21 protein-coding genes and 1 riboswitch are annotated in these 23,241 nt (G+C 70.1%); of the genes, 8 read left to right on the top strand and 13 right to left on the bottom strand.

Translation table 11 applies throughout. From position 1 onward, the window contains the following. The 4 genes from DW306_RS14225 to DW306_RS14210 all read right to left on the bottom strand — a co-directional run. Positions 1–1,516: DUF4407 domain-containing protein (locus tag DW306_RS14225; protein WP_240747207.1), on the bottom strand; the 1,516-nt coding region annotated here is incomplete at its 3' end. Positions 1,517–1,590: 74 nt separating this feature from the next. Continuing rightward, positions 1,591–2,655, bottom strand: coding sequence for an alpha/beta hydrolase (locus tag DW306_RS14220; RefSeq protein ID WP_136056251.1), 1,065 nt, complete (start codon positions 2,653–2,655; stop codon positions 1,591–1,593). Then, a complete protein-coding gene (locus tag DW306_RS14215) occupies positions 2,652–3,530 on the bottom strand; it encodes an alpha/beta fold hydrolase (protein ID WP_136056250.1) in 879 nt (292 codons plus the stop codon). The genes DW306_RS14220 and DW306_RS14215 overlap by 4 nt, the downstream gene beginning before the upstream one ends. Next, entirely contained in the window at positions 3,527–4,300 is a 774-nt protein-coding gene (locus DW306_RS14210) for a 3-hydroxybutyrate dehydrogenase (RefSeq protein ID WP_136056249.1), read from the bottom strand. Before DW306_RS14210 ends, DW306_RS14215 begins: the two co-directional genes overlap by 4 nt. 65 nt (positions 4,301–4,365) lie before the next feature. On the opposite strand from DW306_RS14210, the gene DW306_RS14205 reads away from it, so the two are divergent. Beyond that, positions 4,366–5,274, top strand: a complete 909-nt coding sequence (locus DW306_RS14205; RefSeq protein ID WP_136056254.1) for a LysR family transcriptional regulator — start codon at positions 4,366–4,368, stop codon at positions 5,272–5,274. Positions 5,275–5,346: 72 nt separating this feature from the next. Here the strand turns inward: DW306_RS14205 and rlmN are convergent, their stop codons facing one another. Next, the gene (gene rlmN / locus DW306_RS14200; protein WP_205814186.1) at positions 5,347–6,648 is read right to left on the bottom strand and encodes a 23S rRNA (adenine(2503)-C(2))-methyltransferase RlmN; all 1,302 of its coding nucleotides are present in this window, start codon (positions 6,646–6,648) and stop codon (positions 5,347–5,349) included. Positions 6,649–6,720: 72 nt separating this feature from the next. Between rlmN and DW306_RS14195 the strand changes: the two genes are divergently transcribed. The 4 genes from DW306_RS14195 to DW306_RS14180 all read left to right on the top strand — a co-directional run bounded on the left by DW306_RS14195 (position 6,721) and on the right by DW306_RS14180 (position 9,455). After that, positions 6,721–7,278 (top strand): ribosomal protein L7/L12, encoded by a 558-nt coding sequence (locus tag DW306_RS14195; protein ID WP_136056248.1) that lies wholly within the window; start codon positions 6,721–6,723, stop codon positions 7,276–7,278. Positions 7,279–7,341: 63 nt separating this feature from the next. Then, positions 7,342–7,980 carry a bifunctional 4-hydroxy-2-oxoglutarate aldolase/2-dehydro-3-deoxy-phosphogluconate aldolase gene (locus tag DW306_RS14190; RefSeq protein ID WP_136056247.1) on the top strand — a complete coding sequence of 213 codons (639 nt, stop codon included), beginning with the start codon at positions 7,342–7,344 and terminating at the stop codon, positions 7,978–7,980. Between the two features lie 57 nt (positions 7,981–8,037). Beyond that, positions 8,038–8,709, top strand: a complete 672-nt coding sequence (locus tag DW306_RS14185) for an ankyrin repeat domain-containing protein (protein ID WP_240747206.1) — start codon at positions 8,038–8,040, stop codon at positions 8,707–8,709. After that, positions 8,706–9,455, top strand: a complete 750-nt coding sequence (locus DW306_RS14180) for a sulfite exporter TauE/SafE family protein (protein WP_136056245.1) — start codon at positions 8,706–8,708, stop codon at positions 9,453–9,455. The genes DW306_RS14185 and DW306_RS14180 overlap by 4 nt, the downstream gene beginning before the upstream one ends. A gap of 6 nt (positions 9,456–9,461) precedes the next feature. On the opposite strand, the gene DW306_RS14175 is transcribed toward DW306_RS14180, so the two are convergent. After that, positions 9,462–10,295 carry an NAD(P)-dependent oxidoreductase gene (locus DW306_RS14175; protein ID WP_136056244.1) on the bottom strand — a complete coding sequence of 278 codons (834 nt, stop codon included), beginning with the start codon at positions 10,293–10,295 and terminating at the stop codon, positions 9,462–9,464. A gap of 85 nt (positions 10,296–10,380) precedes the next feature. Then, the gene (locus DW306_RS14170) at positions 10,381–11,142 is read right to left on the bottom strand and encodes an SDR family NAD(P)-dependent oxidoreductase (RefSeq protein WP_136056243.1); all 762 of its coding nucleotides are present in this window, start codon (positions 11,140–11,142) and stop codon (positions 10,381–10,383) included. A 120-nt stretch (positions 11,143–11,262) separates the two neighbouring features. Between DW306_RS14170 and DW306_RS14165 the strand changes: the two genes are divergently transcribed. Further along, entirely contained in the window at positions 11,263–11,997 is a 735-nt protein-coding gene (locus tag DW306_RS14165; RefSeq protein ID WP_136056242.1) for an aminoglycoside 3'-phosphotransferase, read from the top strand. Positions 11,998–12,009: 12 nt separating this feature from the next. Here the strand turns inward: DW306_RS14165 and DW306_RS14160 are convergent, their stop codons facing one another. The 3 genes from DW306_RS14160 to DW306_RS14150 form a co-directional block, all read right to left on the bottom strand. Beyond that, positions 12,010–12,801: an energy-coupling factor transporter transmembrane component T gene (locus DW306_RS14160; protein ID WP_136056241.1), complete on the bottom strand. Its 792-nt coding sequence runs from the start codon at positions 12,799–12,801 to the stop codon at positions 12,010–12,012. Then, entirely contained in the window at positions 12,798–14,255 is a 1,458-nt protein-coding gene (locus tag DW306_RS14155; RefSeq protein ID WP_205814185.1) for an ABC transporter ATP-binding protein, read from the bottom strand. Before DW306_RS14155 ends, DW306_RS14160 begins: the two co-directional genes overlap by 4 nt. Next, the gene (locus DW306_RS14150) at positions 14,255–14,899 is read right to left on the bottom strand and encodes an ECF transporter S component (RefSeq protein WP_136056240.1); all 645 of its coding nucleotides are present in this window, start codon (positions 14,897–14,899) and stop codon (positions 14,255–14,257) included. The genes DW306_RS14155 and DW306_RS14150 overlap by 1 nt, the downstream gene beginning before the upstream one ends. Further along, positions 14,890–15,001: riboswitch (TPP riboswitch) on the bottom strand. (Overlaps the previous gene by 10 nt.) 82 nt (positions 15,002–15,083) lie before the next feature. On the opposite strand from DW306_RS14150, the gene DW306_RS14145 reads away from it, so the two are divergent. Continuing rightward, entirely contained in the window at positions 15,084–16,832 is a 1,749-nt protein-coding gene (locus DW306_RS14145) for a D-alanyl-D-alanine carboxypeptidase (protein ID WP_136056239.1), read from the top strand. 71 nt (positions 16,833–16,903) lie between these two features. On the opposite strand, the gene DW306_RS14140 is transcribed toward DW306_RS14145, so the two are convergent. The 3 genes from DW306_RS14140 to DW306_RS14130 all read right to left on the bottom strand — a co-directional run bounded on the left by DW306_RS14140 (position 16,904) and on the right by DW306_RS14130 (position 22,180). Continuing rightward, entirely contained in the window at positions 16,904–19,162 is a 2,259-nt protein-coding gene (locus DW306_RS14140) for an ABC transporter ATP-binding protein (protein ID WP_136056238.1), read from the bottom strand. Further along, positions 19,159–20,886, bottom strand: a complete 1,728-nt coding sequence (locus DW306_RS14135; protein ID WP_136056237.1) for an ABC transporter ATP-binding protein — start codon at positions 20,884–20,886, stop codon at positions 19,159–19,161. Before DW306_RS14135 ends, DW306_RS14140 begins: the two co-directional genes overlap by 4 nt. Before the next feature lie 232 nt (positions 20,887–21,118). Next, positions 21,119–22,180 (bottom strand): enoyl-CoA hydratase/isomerase family protein, encoded by a 1,062-nt coding sequence (locus DW306_RS14130; RefSeq protein ID WP_136056236.1) that lies wholly within the window; start codon positions 22,178–22,180, stop codon positions 21,119–21,121. 110 nt (positions 22,181–22,290) lie between these two features. Between DW306_RS14130 and DW306_RS14125 the strand changes: the two genes are divergently transcribed. Beyond that, positions 22,291–23,241: ATP-binding cassette domain-containing protein (locus tag DW306_RS14125; protein WP_136056235.1), on the top strand; the 951-nt coding region annotated here is incomplete at its 3' end.

Below are 23,241 nucleotides of genomic sequence, written 5' to 3'. Positions count from 1 at the left end.
CACGCGGCGACGGGCCCGGCCCAGGGGGTTTCCTCCGCTCGCGCTGTGCGCTAGTCGCAGCCGGCACCGGGATCGTGACGATCTCGGCGCGGTCGCGGAAGCCTTCGGCCGTCACCCGGTCGAGCGCGACCTGCTTGCGGATCGCGGCCGCCTTCTCGTAGAGGTTCGGGTCGCCGAAGCTCGTGAGCACCTTCACCAGCACCGGCAGCAGCTCGATCATGAAGAACAGGGCCGCGATCAGGATGTGCGCCCACAGGATAGTCGGCTCCTTCTCGCTCAGCCGGTTGAGTCCGCTGATCTGGCTGAGCAGTCCGACCGCTCCCGCGTTGCCCTGCGCCACGGCATCCGCCCGCGCGTTGTACGCGGCCAGCGCCTGGTCGTAGGTGTCGCGCGCACCGGGCAGCTGCGACTGCGCCTGCTCGCGGTTCTGCGACTCCGACGTCGAGGTGTTCTCCTTGGCGGCTGTCCCTGCGGCGGCGAGCTCCTCGTTCGCGGTGCGCAGCTGCGCGGCCAGGGCGTCGTACGTCTGCTGCGCCTCGGCGAGCTGCGCCTGCGCGGCATCCGAGCTCGCGCCCTCGCCGTTGACGCCGGTGCAGCCGGGGACCGTGCCGGCGCCCTCCCCGGTCAGTTCGCACTGGTAGAGCGTGCGGGCCTGGTCGATGACCGCCTGCTGCGCGGTCATCTTGGCGGTGAGGTCGTCGACCGTCGCCTGCGCGGCCGACTCGGTCGCCGACGACGAGTCCGTGCCTGCGACGATGCCCGTGGCGGCCTGGTTCTCGAGTTCGGCGACTCGAGCGGATGCCGCATCGAGCGCGATCTTCTCCGGACCGGTCTCGAGCGCCTCCTGGTCGGACTGCGACTGCGTGATGTTGGTCGAGGCGACCTCGCGGGCGATGTCGTTGTGGAACACCTGCAGCACGAGCGGCTCGGCGACGACGAATCCGATGATCGCGGCCATGATCACCCGGGGGATGGCGAGGCCGATGAGCTTCCAGACGTTCCGGGTCGATGTCATGGTCGACGTGAGGAACCGGTCGAGGTTGAAGATGATGAGCGCCCACACCAGCGCGAGCGGCACGGCCAGCCAGATCGCGGCCTGCACGCCGGTGGTCAGCGCGAACAGCATCGAGATCGCCGAGACGAGGGCGGTGCCGGCGAGCACGAAGAACATCTGCACGAAGCGCGGGGTCTCGCCGGGGACGCGGTCGAGGATCTCGCCCTCCGCGCCTCCGAGGATCGCGAGAGTCCTCGCGCGTGATCCGGGAGTGCGCGGGCGACGCGGCTTGCGCACGCGCGGCTGCCTTGCGGGCTTCACCCGCGCGACGGGCTCGGCGGCGGCATCGGGCTCGGGGTCCGGGGTCGACTCCACGGGCACTTCGCGCGTCGCATCGTCGACGCCGGTGGGCTCGAACTCGCGCAGGAAGTCGAGGTCATCCGTGTCGGCGTTCGGGTCGCCGTCGAGGATGATCCGACCCTGCGAGTCGAAGCGACCCGGTCGGTGGGCGGAATAGGGCATCCCGACAATCTACGAAAGGTCGCCTGTGCATCCGTTGGAAGAGTGCTTTGAACGCCTCCCAGGTTCAGGCACGGTCAGCCGATGTGCGCGGCCAGTTCGGCGTCGAAGACCTCGGCCTCATCGAGGTGCGGGGCGTGGCCGGCGTCAGGAAGCACCACCTCGCGGTACGTGCCGCCATTCGCCGCGTAGCGCTCGAACACCGCACGCGTCTGCGCGATCATCGGCTGCGGCGGCGCGACATCCGCTCCGGGCCATCCCGGGATGACGCCGAGCAGACCCAGCTGGTTCAAGTCGAAGAACGAGCCGTCCGACACGATCGCGTCCTTCTCGCCGCGGATCCAGAGGATGGGCGGCTTCACCGCGAGGTCGACGATGCCGGAGAGATCCAGGTGCTGCGGCGCCATGGTGTTCAGCACGCCGCGGGTGCCGGCGGCGAATCCCGGCCAGTTCTCCGATGCCACGCCGTCGCCGGGGTAGTTGTCGACGCCGGTGCGGGTGGTGAGCATCGAGGCGACCCAGGCGTCTTCGTGGGCGGTCTGCAGCTCGGGCTTGGCCACGTAAGCCGTCCGGTAGACGGTGCGGGGCGAGGTCTGCGCCTCGTCGGTGGTGTCGCCGGACTCCAGGCGCGCGACGAAGTCGGGGTTCGCCCCGCCGCCACCGGTGCCCGCGCCGTCGGCGTCGTTGCGTGCGCCGTCGGGTCCGTGCGTGCCGCCGAAGCCGTAGGGCGAGACCGGCGACTCGAGGGTGAGCGAGAGCACCCGCTCCGGCGCGTCGAGGGCGACCTGCAGCACGACGCCGCCGCCCATGCTCCATCCGACCAGATGCACGGCGTCGAGCTCGAGAGCATCGAGCACGGCGCGCACGTCGTCGGCGAAGTCGCGCAGCCCGCGGGTGGCGTCGACGGGCTTGGTCTCGCTGTCGCCGAAGCCGCGCAGGTCGATCGCGAGAGCGCGGACGTCCGCCGGCAGCGCGAGCATGGTCGGCTGGTAGAAGTGCGACGACGACACGTTGCCGTGCACGAGCACGACGGTGCTCGTCGGCGCCGCAGGGTCTGCGGCCGGACGCTCGAGCACGTTGGCGACGTAGCGGGCGGTCTCCACGCGGTGCGCCTGGATGCCATCGAACAGTTCAGCGGTCATGTCGACTCCTTCGTCGGGTTCGTGGATGCGGATGCCGATGCCGCCGCGACGCGGGACGCGCCTCGATCGGCGAACAGGATCGTGTAGTGGTTGACGTCGTCCACCTCGAGCACCTCGAGCTGCGGGACGAGCGCACGGAAGTCCTCCAGCGCTCCCGCAGCGTACAGCGGATCGGTGTCGATCAGTCCGCGCGGGGCGCGCAGCACGGTCACCGGCATCCGCAGCGAGCGCAGCGCCTCGAGGTACCAGTCCGGCCCGTACAGCTCGGCGCCGTCTTCGAGCATCGCGGCGGCGACGGCGGATGCACGGCGGCGCGGCGCCTCCCCGTCGAGGTCGTACCGCGCGTACGTCTCCACCGCGGGCGACCAGTCGCGCACGAAGGCGGGGTGCGCGCGCCAGAAGTCGAGATAGGCCTCGGCGTCGGCGAACTCCATCGCCAGTCGCTGTGCTGCCGGCCCCAGGAGCACGCCGAGGTCGAGATCGTCGACGCTCGCGGCATCCGGCGGCAGTGCGAGCGGGAATCCGCCGTCGACGAGCACGAGCCGCTCCACGAGGTCGGGTCGAGCAGCGGCGAGGGCGACCGCGGCGAACGCCCCCATGGAATGGCCGAGGACCGTGCGCGCCCCTCCGCCGTCGGCATCCACCACGTCAGCGAGGTCGGCGGCATGCGTGCGGAGTCCGTACGGCCGGGGAAGCCGGTTGCTGCGGCCTCGGCCGCGCAGATCGGGAGCGATGAGGCGCCGCTCGGGGAGGTGCGCGGCGACCGTGTCCCAGGAACGGCCGTTCGCCGTGATGCCGTGGACGGCGAGGAGTGCGCGCTCGTCGGAAACCGGCCCGAAGACCGTCGCCGCGAGCACCTCGTCCGCCGCGCTCATCGGGCGCTCCAGCCGCCGTCCATCGCATACGACGAGCCCGTGACCGATGCAGCCGTATCGCCGCAGAGCCAGAGAGCGAGGTCGGCCACCTCGCTCGGTTCGAGCAGACGCTTGATCGCGGACTCGACGAGCATGACCTTCTCGATCACCTCGGATTCCGCGATGCCGTGCACCCTCGCCTGATCGGCGATCTGCTTCTCGACGAGCGGGGTGCGCACATAGGCGGGGTTGAGGCAGTTGCTCGTCACGCCGTGGGCCGCCCCCTCGAGGGCGGTGACCTTCGACAGACCTTCGAGCGCGTGCTTCGCCGTGACGTAGGCCGACTTGTAGGGGCTGGCGCGGATGCCGTGCACCGAGCTGATGTTGATCACGCGGCCCCAGCCGCGCTCGTACATCCCCGGCAGGACGGCCTTCGTGAGGAGGAAGGGCGCGGTGACCATGATGTCGAGCATCCGCCGGAAGTCCGTCGGATCGAACTCGACGATCGGCGCGACGGTCTGGATGCCCGCGTTGTTGACCAGGATGTCGGCGTCGAACGCCCGAGCGGCGAGGGCGTCGAGGTCGGCGAGATCGATGACGAGCGGGTCGCCACCCACCTCTGCGGCGACCCGCTCAGCACCGTCGGCGTCGCGGTCAGCCACCAGCACACGCGCCCCCGCGCTCGCCAATGCCTCTGCGCACGCCGCACCGATCCCACTCGCCGCGCCGGTCACGAGCGCGGTTCGGCCCTTCAGATCGGTGCCGCGCACCGTCCCCAGCTGCGTCACCATCCCTGCAGAGTAGTTCAGCACAGGGCACAGACATAGCGGTTCCGATGTGCAAAACTGCACACGTGATGGCGCATTTCCCCGCACCTCCTCTCCGCGCGGACGACCTGCTCGTGCTGCTCGCTGTCGCACGCACCGGCCGCTACACCTCGGCGGGCCAGCAGCTCGGTCTGAACCACACCACGATCGCACGACGCATCTCCGCCCTCGAGGCCCAGCTGGGCGGACGGGTGGTCTCGCGGGCCGACGGCGGATGGGAGCTGACGGCGCTCGGGGTCAGGGCGATCGCTGCGGCGGAAGAGGTCGAACGCGCCGTGGGAAGCCTCGGCACCCGCGACGACGCGCGCATCGAAGGGCTCATCCGCCTGTCGGCGACCGACGGGTTCAGCGGGTTCGTCGCGGCGCCGGCGATCGCGGCAGTGCAGGAGAAGCATCCGGATGTGCGGCTCGAGATCGTCACGGGCACCCGGCAGGCATCGCAGCAGCGCGCGGGCGCCGACCTCGAGGTTGTCGTCGGGCGTCCTCAGGTTCGCCGGGCCCGGGCCATCCAGCTGGCCGAGTATGCACTCGGCCTCTATGCGAGCCGCGACTATCTGCGCCGGCATCCGTCGCCCGCCGGCCCGGAGGACCTCGCCGGGAAGCCGCTCGTCTACTTCATCGAGTCGATGCTCCACGTCGATTCCCTCGACGACGCCCGCCGGGTCGTGCCGGGGATGACGGATGCCGTCGGCAGCACGAACGTGTACGTGCACGTCGACGCGACGCGGGCGGGCGCCGGGTACGGGCTGCTGCCCGCGTTCCTCGCCGACCAGCACGACGACCTGGTGCGGCTGCTCCCCGACACGGTCGAGGCGCGACTGCCCTACTGGCTGGTCGCGCGCCCCGAGGCACTGAACCAGCCCGCGGTCATGGTGTTCCTGGAGGCGCTCCAGGAGAGGCTCCAGGCCGTCCGCCCGCAGCTCCTCGGCGGGCGCTGACGGCGTTCGAATCGCGCAACTGGTCGCTTTTCGCGCCGGATTCCGACCAGTCAGGCGATTCGAAAGCGCTGCTCACGCCATCGCGGCGGAGGCGGCTTCGTCTTCGGTGGTCGCGACGAGCTGACCGCACGCGCCGTCGATCTCCTTGCCGCGCGTGTCGCGGAGGGTCGTCGGGATTCCGGCGTCGTTGAGCCGTCGCACGAACTCGTTCTGCACCGAGGTCTCGGACGAGGTCCAGATCGACCCGGGAGTCGGGTTGAGGGGAATCGGGTTCACGTGCACCCAGCCGCGTCCGCGCTGGTTGAGCTTCTCCGCGAGCAGGTCCGCGCGCCAGGCGTGATCGTTCATGTCCTTGATCAGCGCGTACTCGATGGAGACACGGCGGCCGGTCTTGGCGTAGTAGTCGTACGCGGCATCGAGCGCCTCGTCGACCTTCCAGCGGGAGTTCACCGGGATGAGCTCGTCGCGCAGATGATCGTCGGGGGCGTGCAGCGAGAGGGCGAACGTCACCGGGATGCCCTCGTCGGCGAGCTTCTCGATCGCCGGGACCAGTCCGACCGTGGAGACGGTGATGCCGCGGGCGCTCATGCCGAGGCCGTCGGGCTGCGGGGCGACCATCGACCGCACGGCATCCATGACGCGCTTGTAGTTGGCCAGCGGCTCGCCCATCCCCATGAAGACGATGTTCGAGACGCGCTCCATGCTGTGGTCGTCGGCCTTCTTGCCGCCGAGGCCGCCCTCGGCGATCAGCCGGTTCGCACGCACGATCTGCTCGATGATCTCGGCGGTCGACATGTTGCGGGTGAGGCCCGCCTGTCCGGTCGCGCAGAACGGGCAGTTCATGCCGCAGCCGGCCTGGCTCGACACGCAGAGCGTGATCCGGCCGGGGTAGCGCATGAGCACCGATTCGACGAGCGCTCCGTCGTGCAGGCGCCAGAGGAACTTGATCGTGTCGCCGCGGTCGGTCTCGAGGCGCCGCACCTCGGTGAGCAGCGGCGGCAGCATCCCGCTGACGAGGTCCTCGCGGATGCCCGCGGGGAGGTCGGTCATCTCGGCGGGGTCCGACGTGTGGTGACGGAAGTAGTGGGTCGACAGCTGCTTCGCGCGGAAGCCGGGGAGTCCGAGCTCCTTGACCTTCTCGACGCGCTCGGCCGGGGTCAGGTCGGCGAGGTGCACCGGCGGCTTGCCGCGCTTCGGGCTCGCGAACTGCAGGAGCGGGCGCCCCTCGGCATCCTTCTGCTGGGTCCAGCCCTCGGTCGCCGGGCGCACCTGCGCGGGCTTCGTGGAGCGGACCTTGCCCTGCGCGGGTCGACCCTCCGGGGCGGACGCGGATGCTGCGGGGCGCGTCTCGCGCGTGCGGGGAGTGTCGGTCATAGGTACAAGGGTACGGGGTGGCGGGTGGGAAGGCCCTGGGGCGCCGGGTAGCGCCTGCCTAGACTGAGCCCCATGGACATCATCTGGATCATCGGGATCGTCGTCGGCCTGGTCGTCGTCGTGGTGATCCTGTCGGCCGCGCTCCGCAGCATGCGCCCGAAGCTCCCCGAGCCGCAGGTGTTCACGCCGTCTCCGACGACCGCGCGCTCGCTGCCGGCGTCGTCGTCGGCCAGCACGGTCTCTGGCCTCACGCCGCAGGTGGTCGCCGAGATCGATCGACTCATCGGGGCAGGGCAGAAGATCCACGCCATCAAGCTGTTCCGCGATGCCACGGGCGTCGGTTTGAAGGAGGCGAAGGACCGTGTCGAGCACTGGTCGATCAGCACGACCGCTCCGCACACGGCCGCCCTGTCGAACGCGACGGCCGCCTACTCCTCGATCACCCCGACCGTGCGCACTCCGGCGTCGGTGCGTGCGTCGCTGCCGGCATTTGTCGCGTCCGAGATCGACAGGCTCGTCGCCGGCGATCAGCGCATCGTGGCGATCAAGGTGCTCCGCGAGCACACCGGGCTGGGTCTGAAGGACTCGAAGGAGCTGATCGACGCCTGGGCTCTCGGCCGCGCCCGCTGACGCAACTTGTCATTACAGGTTGGCGTCCGGGAGAATGGGACCACCCCACCCCGAGGAGCACCGATGTCCGACCGTCTCAGCCGCGCCCGCACCACCGGCATTCTCGCCGTGCTCCGCGCTCCCTCCCCCGAACTCGCACTGGAGGCGTCCGAGGCGATCATCCGCGGCGGCGTCACCGGCATCGAGGTGACCTTCTCGACCCCGGATGCTCCGGCCGTGATCCGCGAGCTCATCGCCCGGCATGGAGATTCCGCGTACGTCGGCGCCGGGACGGTCACGACTCCCGAGCAGGCCGCGCTCGCCGCCGACGCCGGAGCCGAGTTCCTCGTCAGCCCCGGCACGCTGCCCGACCTCACCCGCGCGATGCTCGACACCGGCCGGGTCGTCATGACCGGCGCGATGACGCCGACCGAGGTCATGGGCGCGCTCGCCCTCGGCGTCGATGTCGTCAAGATCTTCCCCGCCTCGCTCGGCGGCCCCTCCTACCTCGGCGCGTTGCGCGGACCGTTCCCGGATGCTCCGCTGATGCCGACCGGTGGCGTGAGCCCCGACAACCTCGCCGCATGGTTCGCCGCGGGTGCGGTGGCGGTCGGTGCGGGCGGCGACCTGGCGAACGGCGCGTCGATCGCGGCATCCGACTGGACCGACATCGAGCAGCGTGCGGTGCGGTTCACGACAGCCCTCGCCACCGTCCGCGGCTGATACTCCTCGCCGCCCTCCAGCTCGGTTTGGTATACCAGAACCATGAGAAGGAGACGGATGCTGTTCGCCGCAGCCATCGCCGTGAGCACGCTGCTCGCCGCCGCCTCCACCGATCCTGCACCGTCCTCCGAGGAGCCCTCCGTGTCCGAAGCCACCCGTGATCTGCTCGATGCCGCCACCGCGGGAGACGCCGCGGCCGTCCAGGCGGCGCTGGACGCCGGCGCCGACATCGACGCACGCGGAGACGCCGGGATGACGGCACTCGTGACCGCCACCAAGGCGAACAGTGTCGACGCCGCCCGCCTGCTCATCGAGGCCGGGGCCGACGTGAACGCGAAGGACGACATCCAGGACTCGGCCTACCTCTACGCCGGGGCCCGCGGTCACGACGAGATCCTGCAGCTCACCCTCGACCACGGCGCCGACCTGGCGAGCACGAACCGCTTCGGCGGCACCGCGTTGATCCCGGCATCCGAACGCGGCCTGCTCTCCACGGTGCGGATCCTGCTCGACGCCGGCGTCGACCCGAACCACGTGAACAACCTGAACTGGACGGCCCTGCACGAGGCGATCGTGCTCGGCGACGGGTCGCGCGCGTACGTCGACGTGGTGCGCGCGCTGATCGACGGCGGGGCCGACGTGACGATCCCCGACGGCGACGGCGTCGTCCCCCGCGATCTCGCCGCGAGCCGGGGCTACGACGCGATCGTCGCCGAGATCGACCGATGATCGACATCGCACCGTGGGCGTGGGCGGCCCTCGGCGTCGCCGCGGTCACGATCGGCATCTCGAAGACCGCGATCCCCGGCGGCAACATCCTCGCGATCGCCCTGTTCGCGGCCGTGCTGCCCGCCCGCACCTCGACCGCGGCCATGCTGCTCCTGCTCATGGTCGGCGACGTCTTCGCCCTGATCGCGTACCGCCGTCACGCGCACTGGCCGACGCTGCTGCGCCTCGCACCGGCTGTCATCGCGGGACTGCTGGTCGGCTTCGCGTTCCTGGCGCTCGCCGGCGACGGGATCGTCCGGCGCGCGATCGGCATCATCCTGCTGCTCATGATCGCCGTCACGCTGGGGCGGCGGTGGCGGCAGGACAAGACCGACGCCGTCGAACCGGTCCGCGGCGGGCTCCTGCTGTCGGGCGTCTACGGCACCATGGGCGGCTTCACCACGATGGTCGCCAACGCGGGCGGGCCGGTGATGTCGATGTACTTCCTCGCGACCCGCACACCGGTGCAGGTCTTCCTCGGCACGTCGGCCTGGTTCTTCGCGATCATCAACCTCGTGAAGGTGCCGTTCCTCGCCGGGCTCGGGCTGTTCCACGTGCCCGTGCTGCTCATGGATGCCGTGCTCGCCCCGCTCGTCGTGATCGGCGCGCTCGCCGGCATCCGTCTCGCGAAGCGCATGGATCAGCGACTGTTCGACCGGATCGTCATCGTGCTCACCGTGGTCGGCGCGGTCTACCTGCTCTTCTGAAATCCGTCAGTCGAGGAAGATGTCGGGGAACAGGGCCGAATCCGGGGTGCCGGGGATCGCGGCGTAGCCCGAGAAGTCGGTCACGCCGTCGGCCTCGAGCACGTCTTCGACGATGAGCGACTGTCCCGTGTACGAACTCGCCGGCTTGAGCAGCACCGCGTAGGCGGCATCCGCGTAGATGTCGGCCGTGCGGCTCGCGGCCATGACCTTGTCTCCGCCGAGCAGATTCTGCACCGCCGCGGTCGCGATCGTCGTGCGCGGCCAGAGCGTGTTGGCGGCGATGCCGTCGCGGGCGAACTCCGCGGCGAGGCCGAGCGTCACCATCGTCATGCCGAACTTCGCGAGCGTGTACCCGGTGTGCGCGCCCAGCCACTTCGGCGAAGGGTTGAGGGGCGGCGACAGCGACAGGATGTGCGGGTTCTCGGCATCCTTGAGGATCGGCACCGCGGCGCGCGACAGCATGAAGGTGCCGCGCACGTTGACGTCCTGCATGAGGTCGTACTTCTTCGCGCCGAGCTCGAGCGAGCGCGACAGGTCGATCACGCTGGCGTTGTTGATGACGATGTCGATGCCGCCGAATTCGCCCTGCGTCTTCAGCACCGCCTCGGTGATGTCGTCGTCGTCGCGCACGTCGCCGACGATCGGCAGAGCCTGCCCTCCGGCCGCGCGGATCTGCTCGGCGGCCGTGTGCACGGTGCCCTCGAGCTTCGGATGCGGGGTATCGGTCTTCGCGAGCATCGCGATGTTCGCGCCGTCTCGCGCAGCCCGCAGGGCGATCGCGAGGCCGATGCCGCGGCTTCCGCCGGACATCAGGATGGTCTTGCCTGCCAGTGTGCTCATCGGGCACCTTCTCGTTTCGAATCGCGTGAATTGCTGTTTTCCGGGCTCGAATCCGACCAGTTGCGCGATTCGAACGCCGGGGGGATTACTTCGGCGCCATGCGGATCGCGCCGTCGAGACGGATGGTCTCACCGTTCAGGTAGCCGTTCTCGACGATGTGCTCCACGAGGGCGGCGTACTCGTCGGGCCGGCCGAGACGGGACGGGTAGGGCACCTGCTGGCCGAGGGAATCCTGCGCCTCCTGCGGCAGGCCCATGAGCATAGGGGTCTCCATGATGCCCGGCGCGATCGTGCAGACACGGATGCCGTAGCGGGCGAGCTCGCGGGCGATCGGCAGGGTCATCGCGTGCACGCCGCCCTTCGACGACGCGTAGGCGGGCTGGCCGATCTGCCCGTCGAACGCGGCGACGCTGGCGGTGTTGACGATGACGCCGCGGTCGCCGCCGTCGGTCGGCTCGTTCTTCGCGATGACGGCGGATGCCTGGGAGGTGACGTTGAACGTGCCGACGAGGTTGATGCGCACCACGCGCTCGAAGTCGGCGAGCGCGGTCGGGTTGCCGTCGCGGTCGAGCACCTTCGCGGGCGGGGCGATGCCCGCGCAGTTCACGACCACGCGCAGGGGTGCCGCGGCCTGAGCGGCGGCGACGGCGGCCTGCACCTCGTCGGCGCTGGTGACGTCGGCCGCGACGAAGAGTCCGCCGAGCTCCTCTGCGAGCTCAGCCCCCTTCGACGAGCCGAGATCGACGATGGTGACGTGGGCTCCGGCCGCTGTGAGGCGTCGTGCTGTGGCGAGACCGAGCCCCGAGGCTCCGCCCGTGATGAGTGCACCCTGTCCGCTGACCTGCATCTGTTCTCCTTCGAACGTCGTCGTGGCCGGTGAATACGAGACTACTCGTGCGACGCAGTCCCAGCGAACATGGCCCTCCGTCTCATCATCGGCCGGGGAAGCATGCAGCAGGATGGAGGCATGTCGATTCCCACGGAGCCGGTCGTCGTTCCCGGTCAGGTCCACGTCCTCGCCCGCGGCGCCGATCTGGTCTGCGTTTGGGACAACGACTACGGCGGGCTGACCTTCCGCGCGACCGGCGCCGGGGATCCGTTCTACATCAAGTGGGGTCCGCGCAACCTCGAGTTCAGCCTGAAGGACGAGGCCGAGCGCATGGCGTGGGCATCCCGCTGGATCACGGTGCCGACGGTGATCGACCACGGCGAGGACGACACGCACGAGTGGCTCGTGACCGCCGCGATCGAGGGGCGCAGCGCCGTCGACCCGCACTGGGTCGCCGATCCTGCCACCGCCGTGCGCGCCGTGGGCGACGCGCTGCGCGCGATGCACGACACGCTCCCCGTCGAGGAGTGCCCGTGGGAGTGGAGCATCGCCTCCCGCATCGCGAACGCGGAGCGGCGCGGCATCGAGGTGCCCGACGCGCTGCGCACGGCGCCGCCGATCGACCGGCTCGTCGTCAGCCACGGCGACGCCTGCTGCCCCAACACCCTCGTCGGCGACGACGGCCGCTGGGTCGCCCACGTCGACCTGGCTCTGCTCGGTACGGCCGACCGCTGGGCCGACCTCGCCGTCGCCTCGATGAGCACCGAATGGAACTATGGCCCCGGCTGGGAGGACGCGCTCATCGAGGCCTACGGCCTCGAGCCCGACCGCGAGCGGCTCGCCTACTACCGGGACCTCTGGAACGCGACCTGAGACCGCCTGGGCTCAGGTGCCCGGTCCGAGGATGAAGTTCCACGCTCCGGTCGCCACGGCCGCGGCGATAGCGACCGCCGAGATCGCGGCTCCGATGGCGAGCAGCATCCATTCCCTCCGACCGAAGCGCGATTCACGCGCCCAGGTGCGGGGGCCGGGGGCGCCGAAGCCGCGGGCCTCCATCGCGGTGGCGAGCTTCGCGCCGCGGCGGATCGAGAGCACCAGCAGCGCGAAGGCCATGCCGAAGAAGCGGCGGATGCGCCCGCGATCCGCGACGCCTCTCGCGCGGCGGGCGAGTTCGAGCGCACGCCAGTCGTCGAGGAACAGGCCGACCATGCGCAGACCGGCGAGCGCGCCGAGCACGAATCTCGCGGGCAGCTTCAGGATCTGCCCGAGCCCGTCGGCGAGGTCGGTCGGATCGACCGTGATGAACAGGACGACCGAGGGCAGCGCGATCGCGAGCACGCGGAGCATCGTGGCCAGGGCGAGGGCCAGCGAGCCTTCGCTGATGCGGAGGACGAACCAGTCCACGTACACGGTGCCGCTCGTCTCGCCGTAGAGCGCGATCGTGAGGCCGGTGAGCGGGGCCGCGAGCCACACCGGCCAGGTGCGCACCCAGAACTCGCGCCAGCCGATGCCCGCGAACAGGAACAGCACCGCTTCCAGCACGAGAGCGACGGATGCCGAGACCGGATCGAGCGTGAGGATGAGCGGCACCGCGATCAGCCCGCTCACGCCGAGCTTCGCGACGGGGTTGATGTGGGCGAGGGCTCCGCTGCGAGCGCGCGACTCGAGAACGGTCATGCCGGTCCTCCGAGTTCGAACCGCTCGGCGTGCAGGGCGCGGGCGACATCGAGGTCGTGAGTGATCGTCACGATCGCCGAGCCCTCATCGCGCAGCACCGCGAGCATGGCGACGAGCTCGGCCCAGGTGCGCGCGTCCTGGCCGAATGTCGGCTCGTCGAGCACCAGCACCCGCGGCCGGGTCGCGATCGCGGCGGCGACCGTCAGACGACGCTTCTCCCCGCCGGACAGCGTGTACGGATTCGCGGCGGCGAGGCGGTCGAGCCGCAGTCGGGCGAGCAGCTCGTCGCTGCGTGCGGCGATCTCGTCCTCGGGGATGCCGAGCGCCCGCGGACCCACCGCGAGCTCGTCGCGCACCGTCTTCGCGAGCAGCTGATGCTCGGGTTCCTGGAAGACCATGCCGATGCGCGTCAGCAGATCCCGCGACGCCCAGCGGATGGGGGCGGTGACGAGTCCGCCCGCGAGAGAGGCGGATGCCGCGACCTCGCCGCCAGCGGGGGGCAGGAGTCCGGCGAGAGTCAGGCCCAGGGTGGACTTGCCCGCGCCGTTCGGACCCGTGATCGCGAGCACCTGTCCCGCATGCACGTCGAGGTCGATTCCCGAGGTCACCGGGCGCCCGGTGACCCGCGCGACGGACAGGTCGCGGGCGCTGAGCAGAGCCGCGCCAGGGCCCTGGAGAGGTGCGGCCGGATCGGCCGGTGCACGACCCGGCACCCATACGCCGTCGGCGGCGAGCCGGGCACCCTCGGCCCCGAGCACCTCGTGCGGTGCACCGTCGGCGATCACTCCTCCGGCTCCGACAACGATCACGCGGGTGATGAGCGGCAGCCAGACATCCAGACGGTGCTCGACGACGATCAGGGTCGCCGGCTGCCGTTGCAGCATCCGTTCGACGGCATCCCGCACCTCGATCACGCCCTGCGGGTCGAGGTTCGCCGTCGGCTCGTCGAGCAGCACCAGCCCGGGCCGCATCGCGAGCATGCCGGCCAGCGCGAGCCGCTGCTTCTGCCCGCCGGAGAGCGCCTTGGTGGGATGGTCGAGAGGCACGTCGAGGCCGACGGCGTCGAGCGCAGCCGCGACGCGCGGCCAGATCTCGGCGCGCGGAACGCCGAGGTTCTCGCATCCGAACGCGACGTCGTCTCCCGCCCTCGCGAGGATGATCTGGGAATCCGGGTCCTGCAGCACGAGGCCCGCGCGGCCGCGCGTCGCGGTGGCCGGAGCGCCGTCGATGAGGAGCTCGCCCTCGCTCTCGCCCTCCTCGTCCCCGCCGAGCACCCCCGCGAGGCCGTGCAGGAGCGTGGACTTGCCGGCACCGGACGCGCCGAGCACGAGCACGCGCTCACCGGGGTCGATGCGGAACGAGACGTCGCGCAGCGCCCAGGCGAGGCGGCTCGCGTGACGCCAGCCCCACCCGTGCGCCTCGATCGCGGCAGGACCGGTGTGATCCGGTCGCATCAGACGCGGACGCGCGCCTCGCGGCCCGACCCGAATCGGTCGAGGGCACCGGTCGCGGCGATACCGCGCGCCAGCACCCACGACAGGGCACCGGCGATGACGGCGCCCGAGATGACCGTGCTGATCAGGTAGATGACCGTGAACGCGGTACCCGACCCGGCGTACCAGAGGATCAGGTTGTTGATGCCGCCGGCGAGAGCGGCGCCGGCACCTGCGAGGATCGCGACCGGGAGCGACCAGCGACGGTAGAAGAAGAGCAGGAAGATCAGCTCCGCGCCGAGACCCTGCACGAGACCTGCCTCGAGCGTGAGGAAGCCGCCCCACTGGTTGCCGATGAGCGCCGAGACGACCGCGGCGAGCAGCTCGACGTAGATCGCCGCTCCCGCCTTGCTGATGATCAGCCCGCCGAGGACGCCGGCGAAGAGCCACGGCCCGTCGAGAAGGCCCTGGATGCCGGGAAGCAGCGGCTCCAGCAGGGCCTTCGGCCCGAGGTAGCCGACGTTCCAGGCCAGGAAGATCAGGCCGGCTGCGACGCCGATGACGCTGGCGACGACGATGTCGACGATCCGCCAGCGGAAGAAGCCTGCGGCGGGTGTGTGTCCCTGCGTCGTCTGAGACCTGGACGCGGACGTGGATGTACTCATCTGAACTCCTCCCTGCGCTGGCATGACCCAGATCAGGTTCGACGGTCGAAGCGCGATTCGCTCCCTCTCAGCCCGGCTCGCCGGACTCCCGTGGTTGTGCTGACGATCCTAGCGCGTCCCGACACCCGTGCGCCTCGAGGCCGATCCGCCGCGGATCGCAGCGGAGATTGGGTACCGTAAACGAGTGACCGCTTCAGATCCCACCGATGAGGCGACGGGCGTCGTCGGCGACGGCGTCGCTCCGGAGGCCGCGACCGACGCCGAGCGCCCTGCTCCGCCCTTCGGGATGGATGCCGCGACGCGCACGCCGGAGCAGGGATCCGGCTTCGCCGCCGACGCCCTCTTCGCCGGGGACGCGCCGCCGCCCGCTCCCGCCATCGCGTCCGCTCTTCCCGCATCGGCGGTCGCGGTCGACGCGCTCTTCGCGGCAGAGACGATGCCGGTCGAGAACGCGCCCGCCGCTGCGGAACCCCCGCTGTTCAAACCGCGCGCGGACGCCCCTGCTGCCGAGGCTCCGGTCACGACCGCCGTCTACGACCCGATGGCGATCCTCCAGGAGCCGGCCGCGCAGTGGGCCGACGACGAGGTCACGGCGACAGCGCTCACCTGGGTCGATTCGACGACCGTCGCACAGCGCACCGCGGTCGCGACACTCGACGAGCCGGCCGAGGCCGAGAGCGCCGACGGGCTGATGCGCGGCGCCCGGCTGCGTCCTGCGATCGCTCGTCCTGGGTTGCTCGTGCCGCTCGTCGCTCTCGCCGGGCTGGTCGGCGCGTACGCGGGGACGACGCTGCTGTGGCCGCTGCACGAGGTTCCTCCGACGGTGCAGGCGATCGAGTTCGACACCGTCCCTGCCGCGGCGGCGACCATCACCTGGCCGGCGCAGGGCAGCGCGGCCGTGGGTATCGCCGGTGTGAGCACGGCGGCATCCGCGGCGGACGCCGTGAGCATCGCGAGCATCACGAAGGTCGTCAGCAGCCTGATGGTGCTCGACCGGATGCCTCTCGCCGTGGGCGAGCAGGGACCGGAGTTTCGATTCGACCGTGCCGACAGCGCCGAGTACTGGCAGTACCGCCGCTCAGACCAGTCGGCGCTGGATGTGCCGGTGAACGGCGTGCTCACCGAGTACCAGCTGCTGCAGGGCACCCTGATGGGGTCGGCGAACAACTACATCGACCGGTTGTCGTCCGAGATCTGGGGATCCGACGATCAGTTCGCGGATGCTGCTGTCGTCTGGCTGCGTGAGCGCGGGCTCACCGGCATCACCGTGGTCACGCCCTCCGGCTTCGACGAGGGCAACGTGGCGACGCCCGAAGCACTGGTCGCGCTGGCGGAGTACGCGATGAAGAACCCGGTCTTCGCGCAGATCGTCGGCACCCCGTCGGTGGATCTCCCAGGCGCCGGAACGGTCGTGAACACCAACGGGATGCTGGCCGATCCCGGCGTGGTCGGCATCAAGACCGGAACGCTCGTCGGATGGAACCTGCTGACGGCGAAGGACATCGCGGTCGGCGACACGACCGTGCACCTCTTCGCCGCGGTGCTGGATCAGGCCGACGACGAGCAGCGCCTCGCCGCGACGCGCGCACTCTTCGCGGAGACCGAGGCGGCGCTGACGGCGCAGGCTCCCGCGGTCGCCAAGGGCACGGTCGTCGGCGAGGTGACGACGGTGTGGGGCGAGAAGGTCGATGTCGTCACCGACGACGACGCGACGGTGGTGCTCTGGAACGGGGCGATCGCGACGGCCACGGCGTCGTTCGAGCTGGGCGACGAACGCGAAGAGGACGGCACGGTCGGCACGCTCACCACGGTCGGCCCGCTCGACTCGGTCTCGACTGAGCTCGCACTCGCGGAGGATGTCGAGGGACCGAGCCCGTGGTGGCGTCTGACCCACCCGCTCGAGCTGCTCGGCATCAACGCCGACAAGTCCTGAGGCGAGACGCTCTTCTCGACGACGACGCCCCACCCCGAGGATTCGGGATGGGGCGTCGTGCTGTGCGCGGGTCAGGCTCGGCGACCGGAGTCGTCGGCACCGTCTTCCATCACGCGTTGAGCGGCGGCGGCCTCGGCTGTCGGTGACTGCGCTCCGACAGATGCCCCGGCCACGGCGTCATCCGCCTCGGCCTGTGCGCCGCCATCGGTCGCGTCGGCTTCGCCGGTCACGACGACGGGCGTCGTGCCGGTGAGCGCGTCTTCGGCGTCGAGGTCGGTCGCGGCCTGCTCGAACTGCGACTGGTACAGGCGCCAGTAGGCACCCTGCGCGGCGATGAGCTCGTCGTGCGTGCCCTTCTCCACGATGTCGCCGTGCTCCATCACGAGGATGAGGTCGGCGTCGCGGATGGTCGACAGGCGGTGCGCGATCACGAAGGACGTGCGTCCCTGTCGGAGCGCGGCCATCGCGTGCTGCAGGAGCAGCTCGGTGCGGGTGTCGACCGCCGATGTCGCCTCATCGAGGATGAGGATCGACGGCTGCGCGACGAACGCCCGGGCGATGGTGATCAGCTGACGCTCACCGGCGGAGACGTTCGATGCGTCCTCGTCGAGCACGGTGTCGTACCCCTCGGGGAGCGCATGCACGAACCGGTCGACGTACGTCGCCTTCGCGGCGTCGAGAACCTCGTCGTCGGTCGCGGTGGAGCGGCCGTATCGGATGTTCTCGCGGATGCTGCCCGCGAACAGCCACGGGTCCTGCAGCACCATGCCGGTGCGGGAGCGCAGCTCGTCGCGGGTGATCTCGGCGATGTCCTGACCGTCGAGCATGATCCGGCCGCCGCTGAGTTCGTAGAACCGCATGATCAGGTTGACCAGCGTGGTCTTGCCCGCGCCGGTCGGACCGACGATCGCGACCGTCTGCCCCGGCTCGACCCGGAAGGACAGGTCCTGGATCAGCGGGCGCTCCGGCGTGTACGAGAACTGGACGTTCTCGAACTCGATGACGCCCTTGCCGTCGGCGAGGGCGGGAGCGTCGGCGTCGTCGGCCTCCTGCTCGTCGGCGTCGAGCAGCTGGAACACGCGCTCTGCCGATGCGGTGCCGGACTGCACGACGGCGGCCATGCCACCCAGCTCGGACAGCGGCTGCGTGAACTGCTGCGAGTACTGGATGAACGCCTGCACATCACCCAGACGGAGCTGGCCGCTCGCGACCATCAGACCACCGAGCACCGCGATGCCCACGTAGCTGAGGCTGCCGACGAACATCATCGCCGGCATGATGATGCCGGAGAGGAACTGAGCCTTGAAGCTGGCCTGGAACAGCTCTTCGTTCTCGTCCTGGAACTTGTTGAGCGCATCCTTCTCGCGGCCGAACACCTTCACCAGTGCGTGACCGGAGAAGGCCTCCTCGACCCGGGCGTTCAGCCGGCCGACCTTGCGCCACTGGGTGCCGAACGCCTTCTGCGACCGGGGCCCGATGACGCCGAAGATGACGGCCATGAGCGGCAGGGTGATCAGCGCGACGAGGGCGAGCTGCCACGAGATCGAGAACATCATGACCAGCACGCCGACGACGGTGAGCACCGAGGTGAGGGCGCCGGAGAGCGACTGCTGCATGGTCTGCGTGATGTTGTCGATGTCGTTCGTGACGCGCGAGATCAGCTCACCGCGCTGCACCTTGTCGAAGTACGACAGCGGCAGACGGTTGATCTTCGCCTCGACCGACTCGCGCAGGCGCCACATGGTGCGCACCATGATGACGTTGATGACGTAGCCCTGGATCCAGGTCAGGAAGGCCGCGGCGACGTAGATCGCGAGGACCGCGGCGATGATCCACCGGAGTGCCTCGAAGTCGACGCCCTGGCCGACGGTGAAGTCTCCGAGCGCGCCGATCTGGTTCGCGAAGTCGTCCTGACCCGAACCGCGGAGCGCCTCGATGACCACGTCTTGCGGAGTGCCCGCCGGGAACCCGGGGAAATCGCCGTTCGGCTGGCCGAGCTGGATGGAGATGAACCCCTTGTAGACGAGGTTCGTCGCCTCGCCGAGCACCTTGGGCGCGGCGACCGTCAGGACGACGCCGAGCGCACCGAGGATCGACACGAAGACGAACCAGATGGCCGACGGCTTCAGGAGCCCGATCATCCGCGCGAAGCTCGTGCCGAAATTATCGGCCTTGCCTGGCGCGACGCTGTCCCAGCTGCCGGAGTTCTGGCGCGCCTGCTCGGCGAGCTCGGCCTCGTACTTCTCCTCGTCGGTCAGTTCGGGCTCGGCGACTGCTGCCGCGGCACGGCCGCGCTTGGCCTTGCCCTGTTCTGCGTTCTGCTCGCTCATGCGTCCACCCCCAGCTGCGATTCGACGATCTCTCGGTAGGTGTCGCTCGTCTCGAGCAGCTCCTCATGGGTGCCCACGCCCACCATGGTGCCGCCCTCGAGGACGACGATGCGATCCGCATCCGTGATCGAGGAGACCCGCTGCGCGACCACGATCTTCGTCACGTGCGGGAGCTCCCGCCACAGTGCCTGCCGCAGGCGGGCATCGGTGGTCAGGTCGAGAGCCGAGAACGAGTCGTCGAACACCAGGATCTGCGGCTGATGCACGATCGCGCGGGCGATCGCGAGCCGCTGACGCTGTCCGCCGGACACGTTGGTGCCGCCCTGGGCGATGCGCGACTCGAGTCCGTCGGGCATCTCCTCGACGAAGTCGCGACCCTGCGCGATCTCGAGGGCGTGCCAGAGCTCTTCGTCGGTGGCGTCCTCCCGGCCGTAGCGCAGGTTCGACGCGACGGTGCCGGTGAAGAGGAAGGGACGCTGCGGCACCAGGCCGATCGTGCTCCAGAGCGCCTCGACGTCGGCGTCGCGCACGTCGGTGCCGCCGATGTGCACGGCACCCCCGGAGACGTCGAAGAGGCGCGGGATGAGCGAGACGAGGGTCGTCTTGCCCGATCCGGTGGATCCGACGATGGCGACCGTCTCACCGGGCTGCGCACCGAAGCTGATGCCCGTGAGCACCGGTGCGTCGGCCCCGGGGTACGTGAACTCGACGTCGTCGAAGGCCACGGCTCCGGGGGCGGGGAACGCGGTGACGCCGTTCTCGGGGCGGACCATGGTCGACTCCGAGTCGAGCACCTCGCCGATGCGCTCGGCCGAGACCGCGGCACGCGGGATCATCATCGCCATGAAGCTCGCCATGATGACGCCGCCCATGATCTGGCCGATGTACTGCATGAAGGCGAAGAGCGTGCCGACCTGCACGGTGCCGTTGTTGACCTCGATGCCGCCGAACCAGATGACCGAGACGACGGTGACGTTGAGGATCAGCATGAACAGCGGGAACAGCAGCACGAACAGCGAGCCGACCTTGCGCCCGACGACCATGATGTCGGTGTTGGCGCCGCGGAAGCGCTCCTCTTCGATGCCCTCGCGCACGAACGCGCGCACGACGCGCACGCCGGTGAGCTGCTCGCGCATGATGCGGTTGACGTTGTCGAGCTTGCCCTGATACGTGCGGAAGAGCGGCACCATGCGGCCGATGACCAGCGCCGCGAGGATGAGCAGCGCCGGCACGGCGACCGCGATGAGCCAGCTGAGCCCGACGTTGGTCTGCACGGCGAAGATGATGCCGCCGATTGCGAGCAGCGGCGCGGTGACGAGCATCGTGGCGCCCATCATCGCGAGCATCTGCACCTGCTGCACATCGTTCGTGTTGCGGGTGATCAGCGAGCCGGCGCCGAAGACGGAGACCTCGCGCTCGGAGAACCCGCTGACCTTGCCGAAGACATCGGCGCGGATGTCGCGGCCCGCACCCATCGCGGCGCGTGCGGCGAAGTAGGTCGCCGTGACCGAGGCGATGATCTGGCCGAGTGACACGGCGAGCATGAACAGACCGGTGCTCCAGATGTAACCGGTGTCACCCTGCGCGACGCCCTTGTCGATGATGTCGGCGTTCAGGCGCGGCAGGTAGAGGGTGGCGGACACGCTCGCGAGCTGGAACACCAGCACGCCCAGCAGCAACCACCTGTAGCGAGACAGATAGCGGACGAGAATTTTTCCCAGCACAGGCGCACTTTCTAGGAAGGATGGATCGGCGGGTTTCTCGGCAGACGGATGCCGACCGACAACCGGCCACAAGACAGAGTGCCACGAACCGCGGACATTCGTATCCCCCTTTCGGAGGACCTTCGCTGACAGCGAACCTTCTCACCCGCGGCCTGCGGTTTCTGAACCCGGGCGAAGAACGCGCGGCTTGTATTCGCGCGAATGGAGACCTCTTCTTCGCGCGCAGCGAGACTCAGAAGAGCGGTCGCTCCGGCACGTATTCGCGAGCGCCGGCGCCGGCATCCGGTTCCAGCTCCGCCAGCGTCGGAGGGTCCCACCTCGGGTTGCGATCCTTGTCGACAACCTGCGCCCGGATGCCCTCGACGAGATCAGGATGCTGGTTCACGAACCAGAGCACGCGCCGGTACTCGCCCTCCAGCGCCGCGCGCAGGTTCGGGAGCCCCCGCGCTTCCCGCACCGCGTCGAGCGTGACGACGAGCGCCGTGGGCGCGAGTCCCTCGAGGAGGTCGGCGGTGGCGGCGGCATCCGTCGTGCCCTGCGCCTGCAGCCGCTCGATGATCTCGACGACGGTCGGCGCCGAGAAGGCGTCGTCGATCCACTTCTGCGAGGCCGGGAGCGGCGACGGGTCAGGGGTCTCGTCGAAGAGCAGCACGATCTCGCTCGGTCCGGTGGGATCGGCGCGGTAGGCGAGCGCCTCGCGCAGCGCGTCGAGCCGGTCCGACGGCACGAAGTGGTCGGCGAAGCCGAGGTGCACGGCATCGGCTCCGTCCATCGTCGAGCCGGTCAGGGCGAAGTACTCGCCGAACCGACCGGGCGCCCGCCCCAGCAACCACGTGCCCCCCACGTCGGGAGTGAAGCCGATGCGGGTCTCGGGCATCGCCAGCTTCGAGCGCTCGGTGACGATCCGGATCGCCGCGTGGCCGGCGAGGCCGATGCCGCCGCCCATCGTGATGCCGTCGGCGATCGCGACGACGGGCTTCGGGTACTCGGCGATCATCGCGTTCAGCGCGTACTCGGCACGGAAGAACTCGGCGGACTGCTCGGCATGGCCGGAGGTGATCTGCTGGTGCAGCGCTCGCACGTCGCCGCCCGCGCACATCCCCCGGTCGCCCGCCCCGTCGATCAGGACGATCTGCACGTCGGTGTCGTGGATCCATGCCGTGAGCGCCTCGGTGAGCAGGTCGATCATGCCGGGATCGAGCGCATTGATCGCCTCGGGGCGGTTCAGCGTGAGCCGACCGAGCGCGCCTTCCGTGCGGACGAGGACGCGGGGCGCGGCGATGGTGTCTGTCACGCGTGCCACGTTACCCGCTCGCCGCGGGGTGCCGATCCGCACGAAATACGCGATCCGGGCGCTTTTCCGGCAGGATAGGGGGAACTGTTCACTGCAAGGAGAGGTCGCGGATGCCCGACGGACAGGTGCTCGAGTTCACGAACGTGACGAAGCGCTTCAATGAGGTGACCGCGGTCTCCGACTTCTCGGCACGTGTCGAGCCCGGGGCGGTCACCGCTTTCCTCGGCCCGAACGGAGCAGGCAAGACCACCACCCTTCGCATCCTGCTCGGTCAGGTGCGAGCCACTTCCGGAACCGCCACCATCGGCGGCACGGCCTATGCGGAGCTTCGCCAGCCGCTGCGCACGATCGGCTCGGTGCTCGAGGAGACGGTGTATCGTCCTCGTCGCACCGCTCACCGGCAGCTGACGATCGCCGCGAAGGCGAACGGGATCCCGCTCGCCCGGGTGGACGAGGTCCTCGGCCTGGTGGGCCTGGAGGGTGAAGGCGATTCCCGTATCGGCGGGTTCTCGCTCGGCATGCGCCAGCGCCTGAGCGTCGCGAATGCCCTGCTCGGCGACCCCGGTGCCCTGGTGTTCGACGAGCCCGCCAACGGCCTCGACCCCGAGGGCATCCGCTGGATGCGCCTGCTGATGCGGCGACTGGCCGACGAAGGCCGCACCGTGCTCGTGTCCTCCCACCTGCTCAGCGAGATCGAGCAGGTCGCCGACAACGTCCTGGTGCTCTCGAAGGGTCACCTGGTGCTCGCCAGCGGCATCGAGACGCTCGCCGATCCGAAGGGCGGCTCCGTCGTGGTGGATGCCGCGGACCGCGCGGCCCTCACCACCGCGCTCTCCGCTGCGGGGTTCGACGTCGAGGTGCTCCGCTCTGGGCTCACCGTGCGCGGTGGAGACGCCGGCACGGTCGGTGCTGTCGCCGCCGACGCCGGCATCGCGCTCAGCACGCTCGTGCAGCGCGGCCCGACGCTGGAAGACGTCTTCATCGAACTGGTGCGCGGCGGAAGGCTCGGCCCGCGCGCCGAGGCCGCCGCCTCGCAGCTCGTCACGCCGGGACCGGCCGGT

The organism is Microbacterium sp. K24, assembly GCF_004794465.1.
GTDB lineage: Bacteria > Actinomycetota > Actinomycetes > Actinomycetales > Microbacteriaceae > Microbacterium.
This window is presented reverse-complemented; position numbering and strand designations above follow the sequence as displayed.

Excerpts from the sequence above, each read along its gene's own strand:
- DW306_RS14220 (WP_136056251.1), bottom strand. The coding sequence starts at position 2,655 with ATGACCGCTGAACTGTTCGATGGCATCCAGGCGCACCGCGTGGAGACC.
- DW306_RS14160 (WP_136056241.1), bottom strand. The coding sequence starts at position 12,801 with ATGACCGTTCTCGAGTCGCGCGCTCGCAGCGGAGCCCTCGCCCACATC.
- DW306_RS14165 (WP_136056242.1), top strand. The coding sequence starts at position 11,263 with ATGTCGATTCCCACGGAGCCGGTCGTCGTTCCCGGTCAGGTCCACGTC.
- DW306_RS14170 (WP_136056243.1), bottom strand. The coding sequence starts at position 11,142 with ATGCAGGTCAGCGGACAGGGTGCACTCATCACGGGCGGAGCCTCGGGG.
- rlmN (WP_205814186.1), bottom strand. The coding sequence starts at position 6,648 with ATGACCGACACTCCCCGCACGCGCGAGACGCGCCCCGCAGCATCCGCG.
- DW306_RS14215 (WP_136056250.1), bottom strand. The coding sequence starts at position 3,530 with ATGAGCGCGGCGGACGAGGTGCTCGCGGCGACGGTCTTCGGGCCGGTT.
- DW306_RS14155 (WP_205814185.1), bottom strand. The coding sequence starts at position 14,255 with ATGCGACCGGATCACACCGGTCCTGCCGCGATCGAGGCGCACGGGTGG.
- DW306_RS14150 (WP_136056240.1), bottom strand. The coding sequence starts at position 14,899 with ATGAGTACATCCACGTCCGCGTCCAGGTCTCAGACGACGCAGGGACAC.
- DW306_RS14195 (WP_136056248.1), top strand. The coding sequence starts at position 6,721 with ATGGACATCATCTGGATCATCGGGATCGTCGTCGGCCTGGTCGTCGTC.
- DW306_RS14180 (WP_136056245.1), top strand. The coding sequence starts at position 8,706 with ATGATCGACATCGCACCGTGGGCGTGGGCGGCCCTCGGCGTCGCCGCG.
- DW306_RS14210 (WP_136056249.1), bottom strand. The coding sequence starts at position 4,300 with ATGGTGACGCAGCTGGGGACGGTGCGCGGCACCGATCTGAAGGGCCGA.
- DW306_RS14185 (WP_240747206.1), top strand. The coding sequence starts at position 8,038 with ATGCTGTTCGCCGCAGCCATCGCCGTGAGCACGCTGCTCGCCGCCGCC.
- DW306_RS14175 (WP_136056244.1), bottom strand. The coding sequence starts at position 10,295 with ATGAGCACACTGGCAGGCAAGACCATCCTGATGTCCGGCGGAAGCCGC.
- DW306_RS14140 (WP_136056238.1), bottom strand. The coding sequence starts at position 19,162 with ATGAGCGAGCAGAACGCAGAACAGGGCAAGGCCAAGCGCGGCCGTGCC.
- DW306_RS14190 (WP_136056247.1), top strand. The coding sequence starts at position 7,342 with ATGTCCGACCGTCTCAGCCGCGCCCGCACCACCGGCATTCTCGCCGTG.
- DW306_RS14205 (WP_136056254.1), top strand. The coding sequence starts at position 4,366 with ATGGCGCATTTCCCCGCACCTCCTCTCCGCGCGGACGACCTGCTCGTG.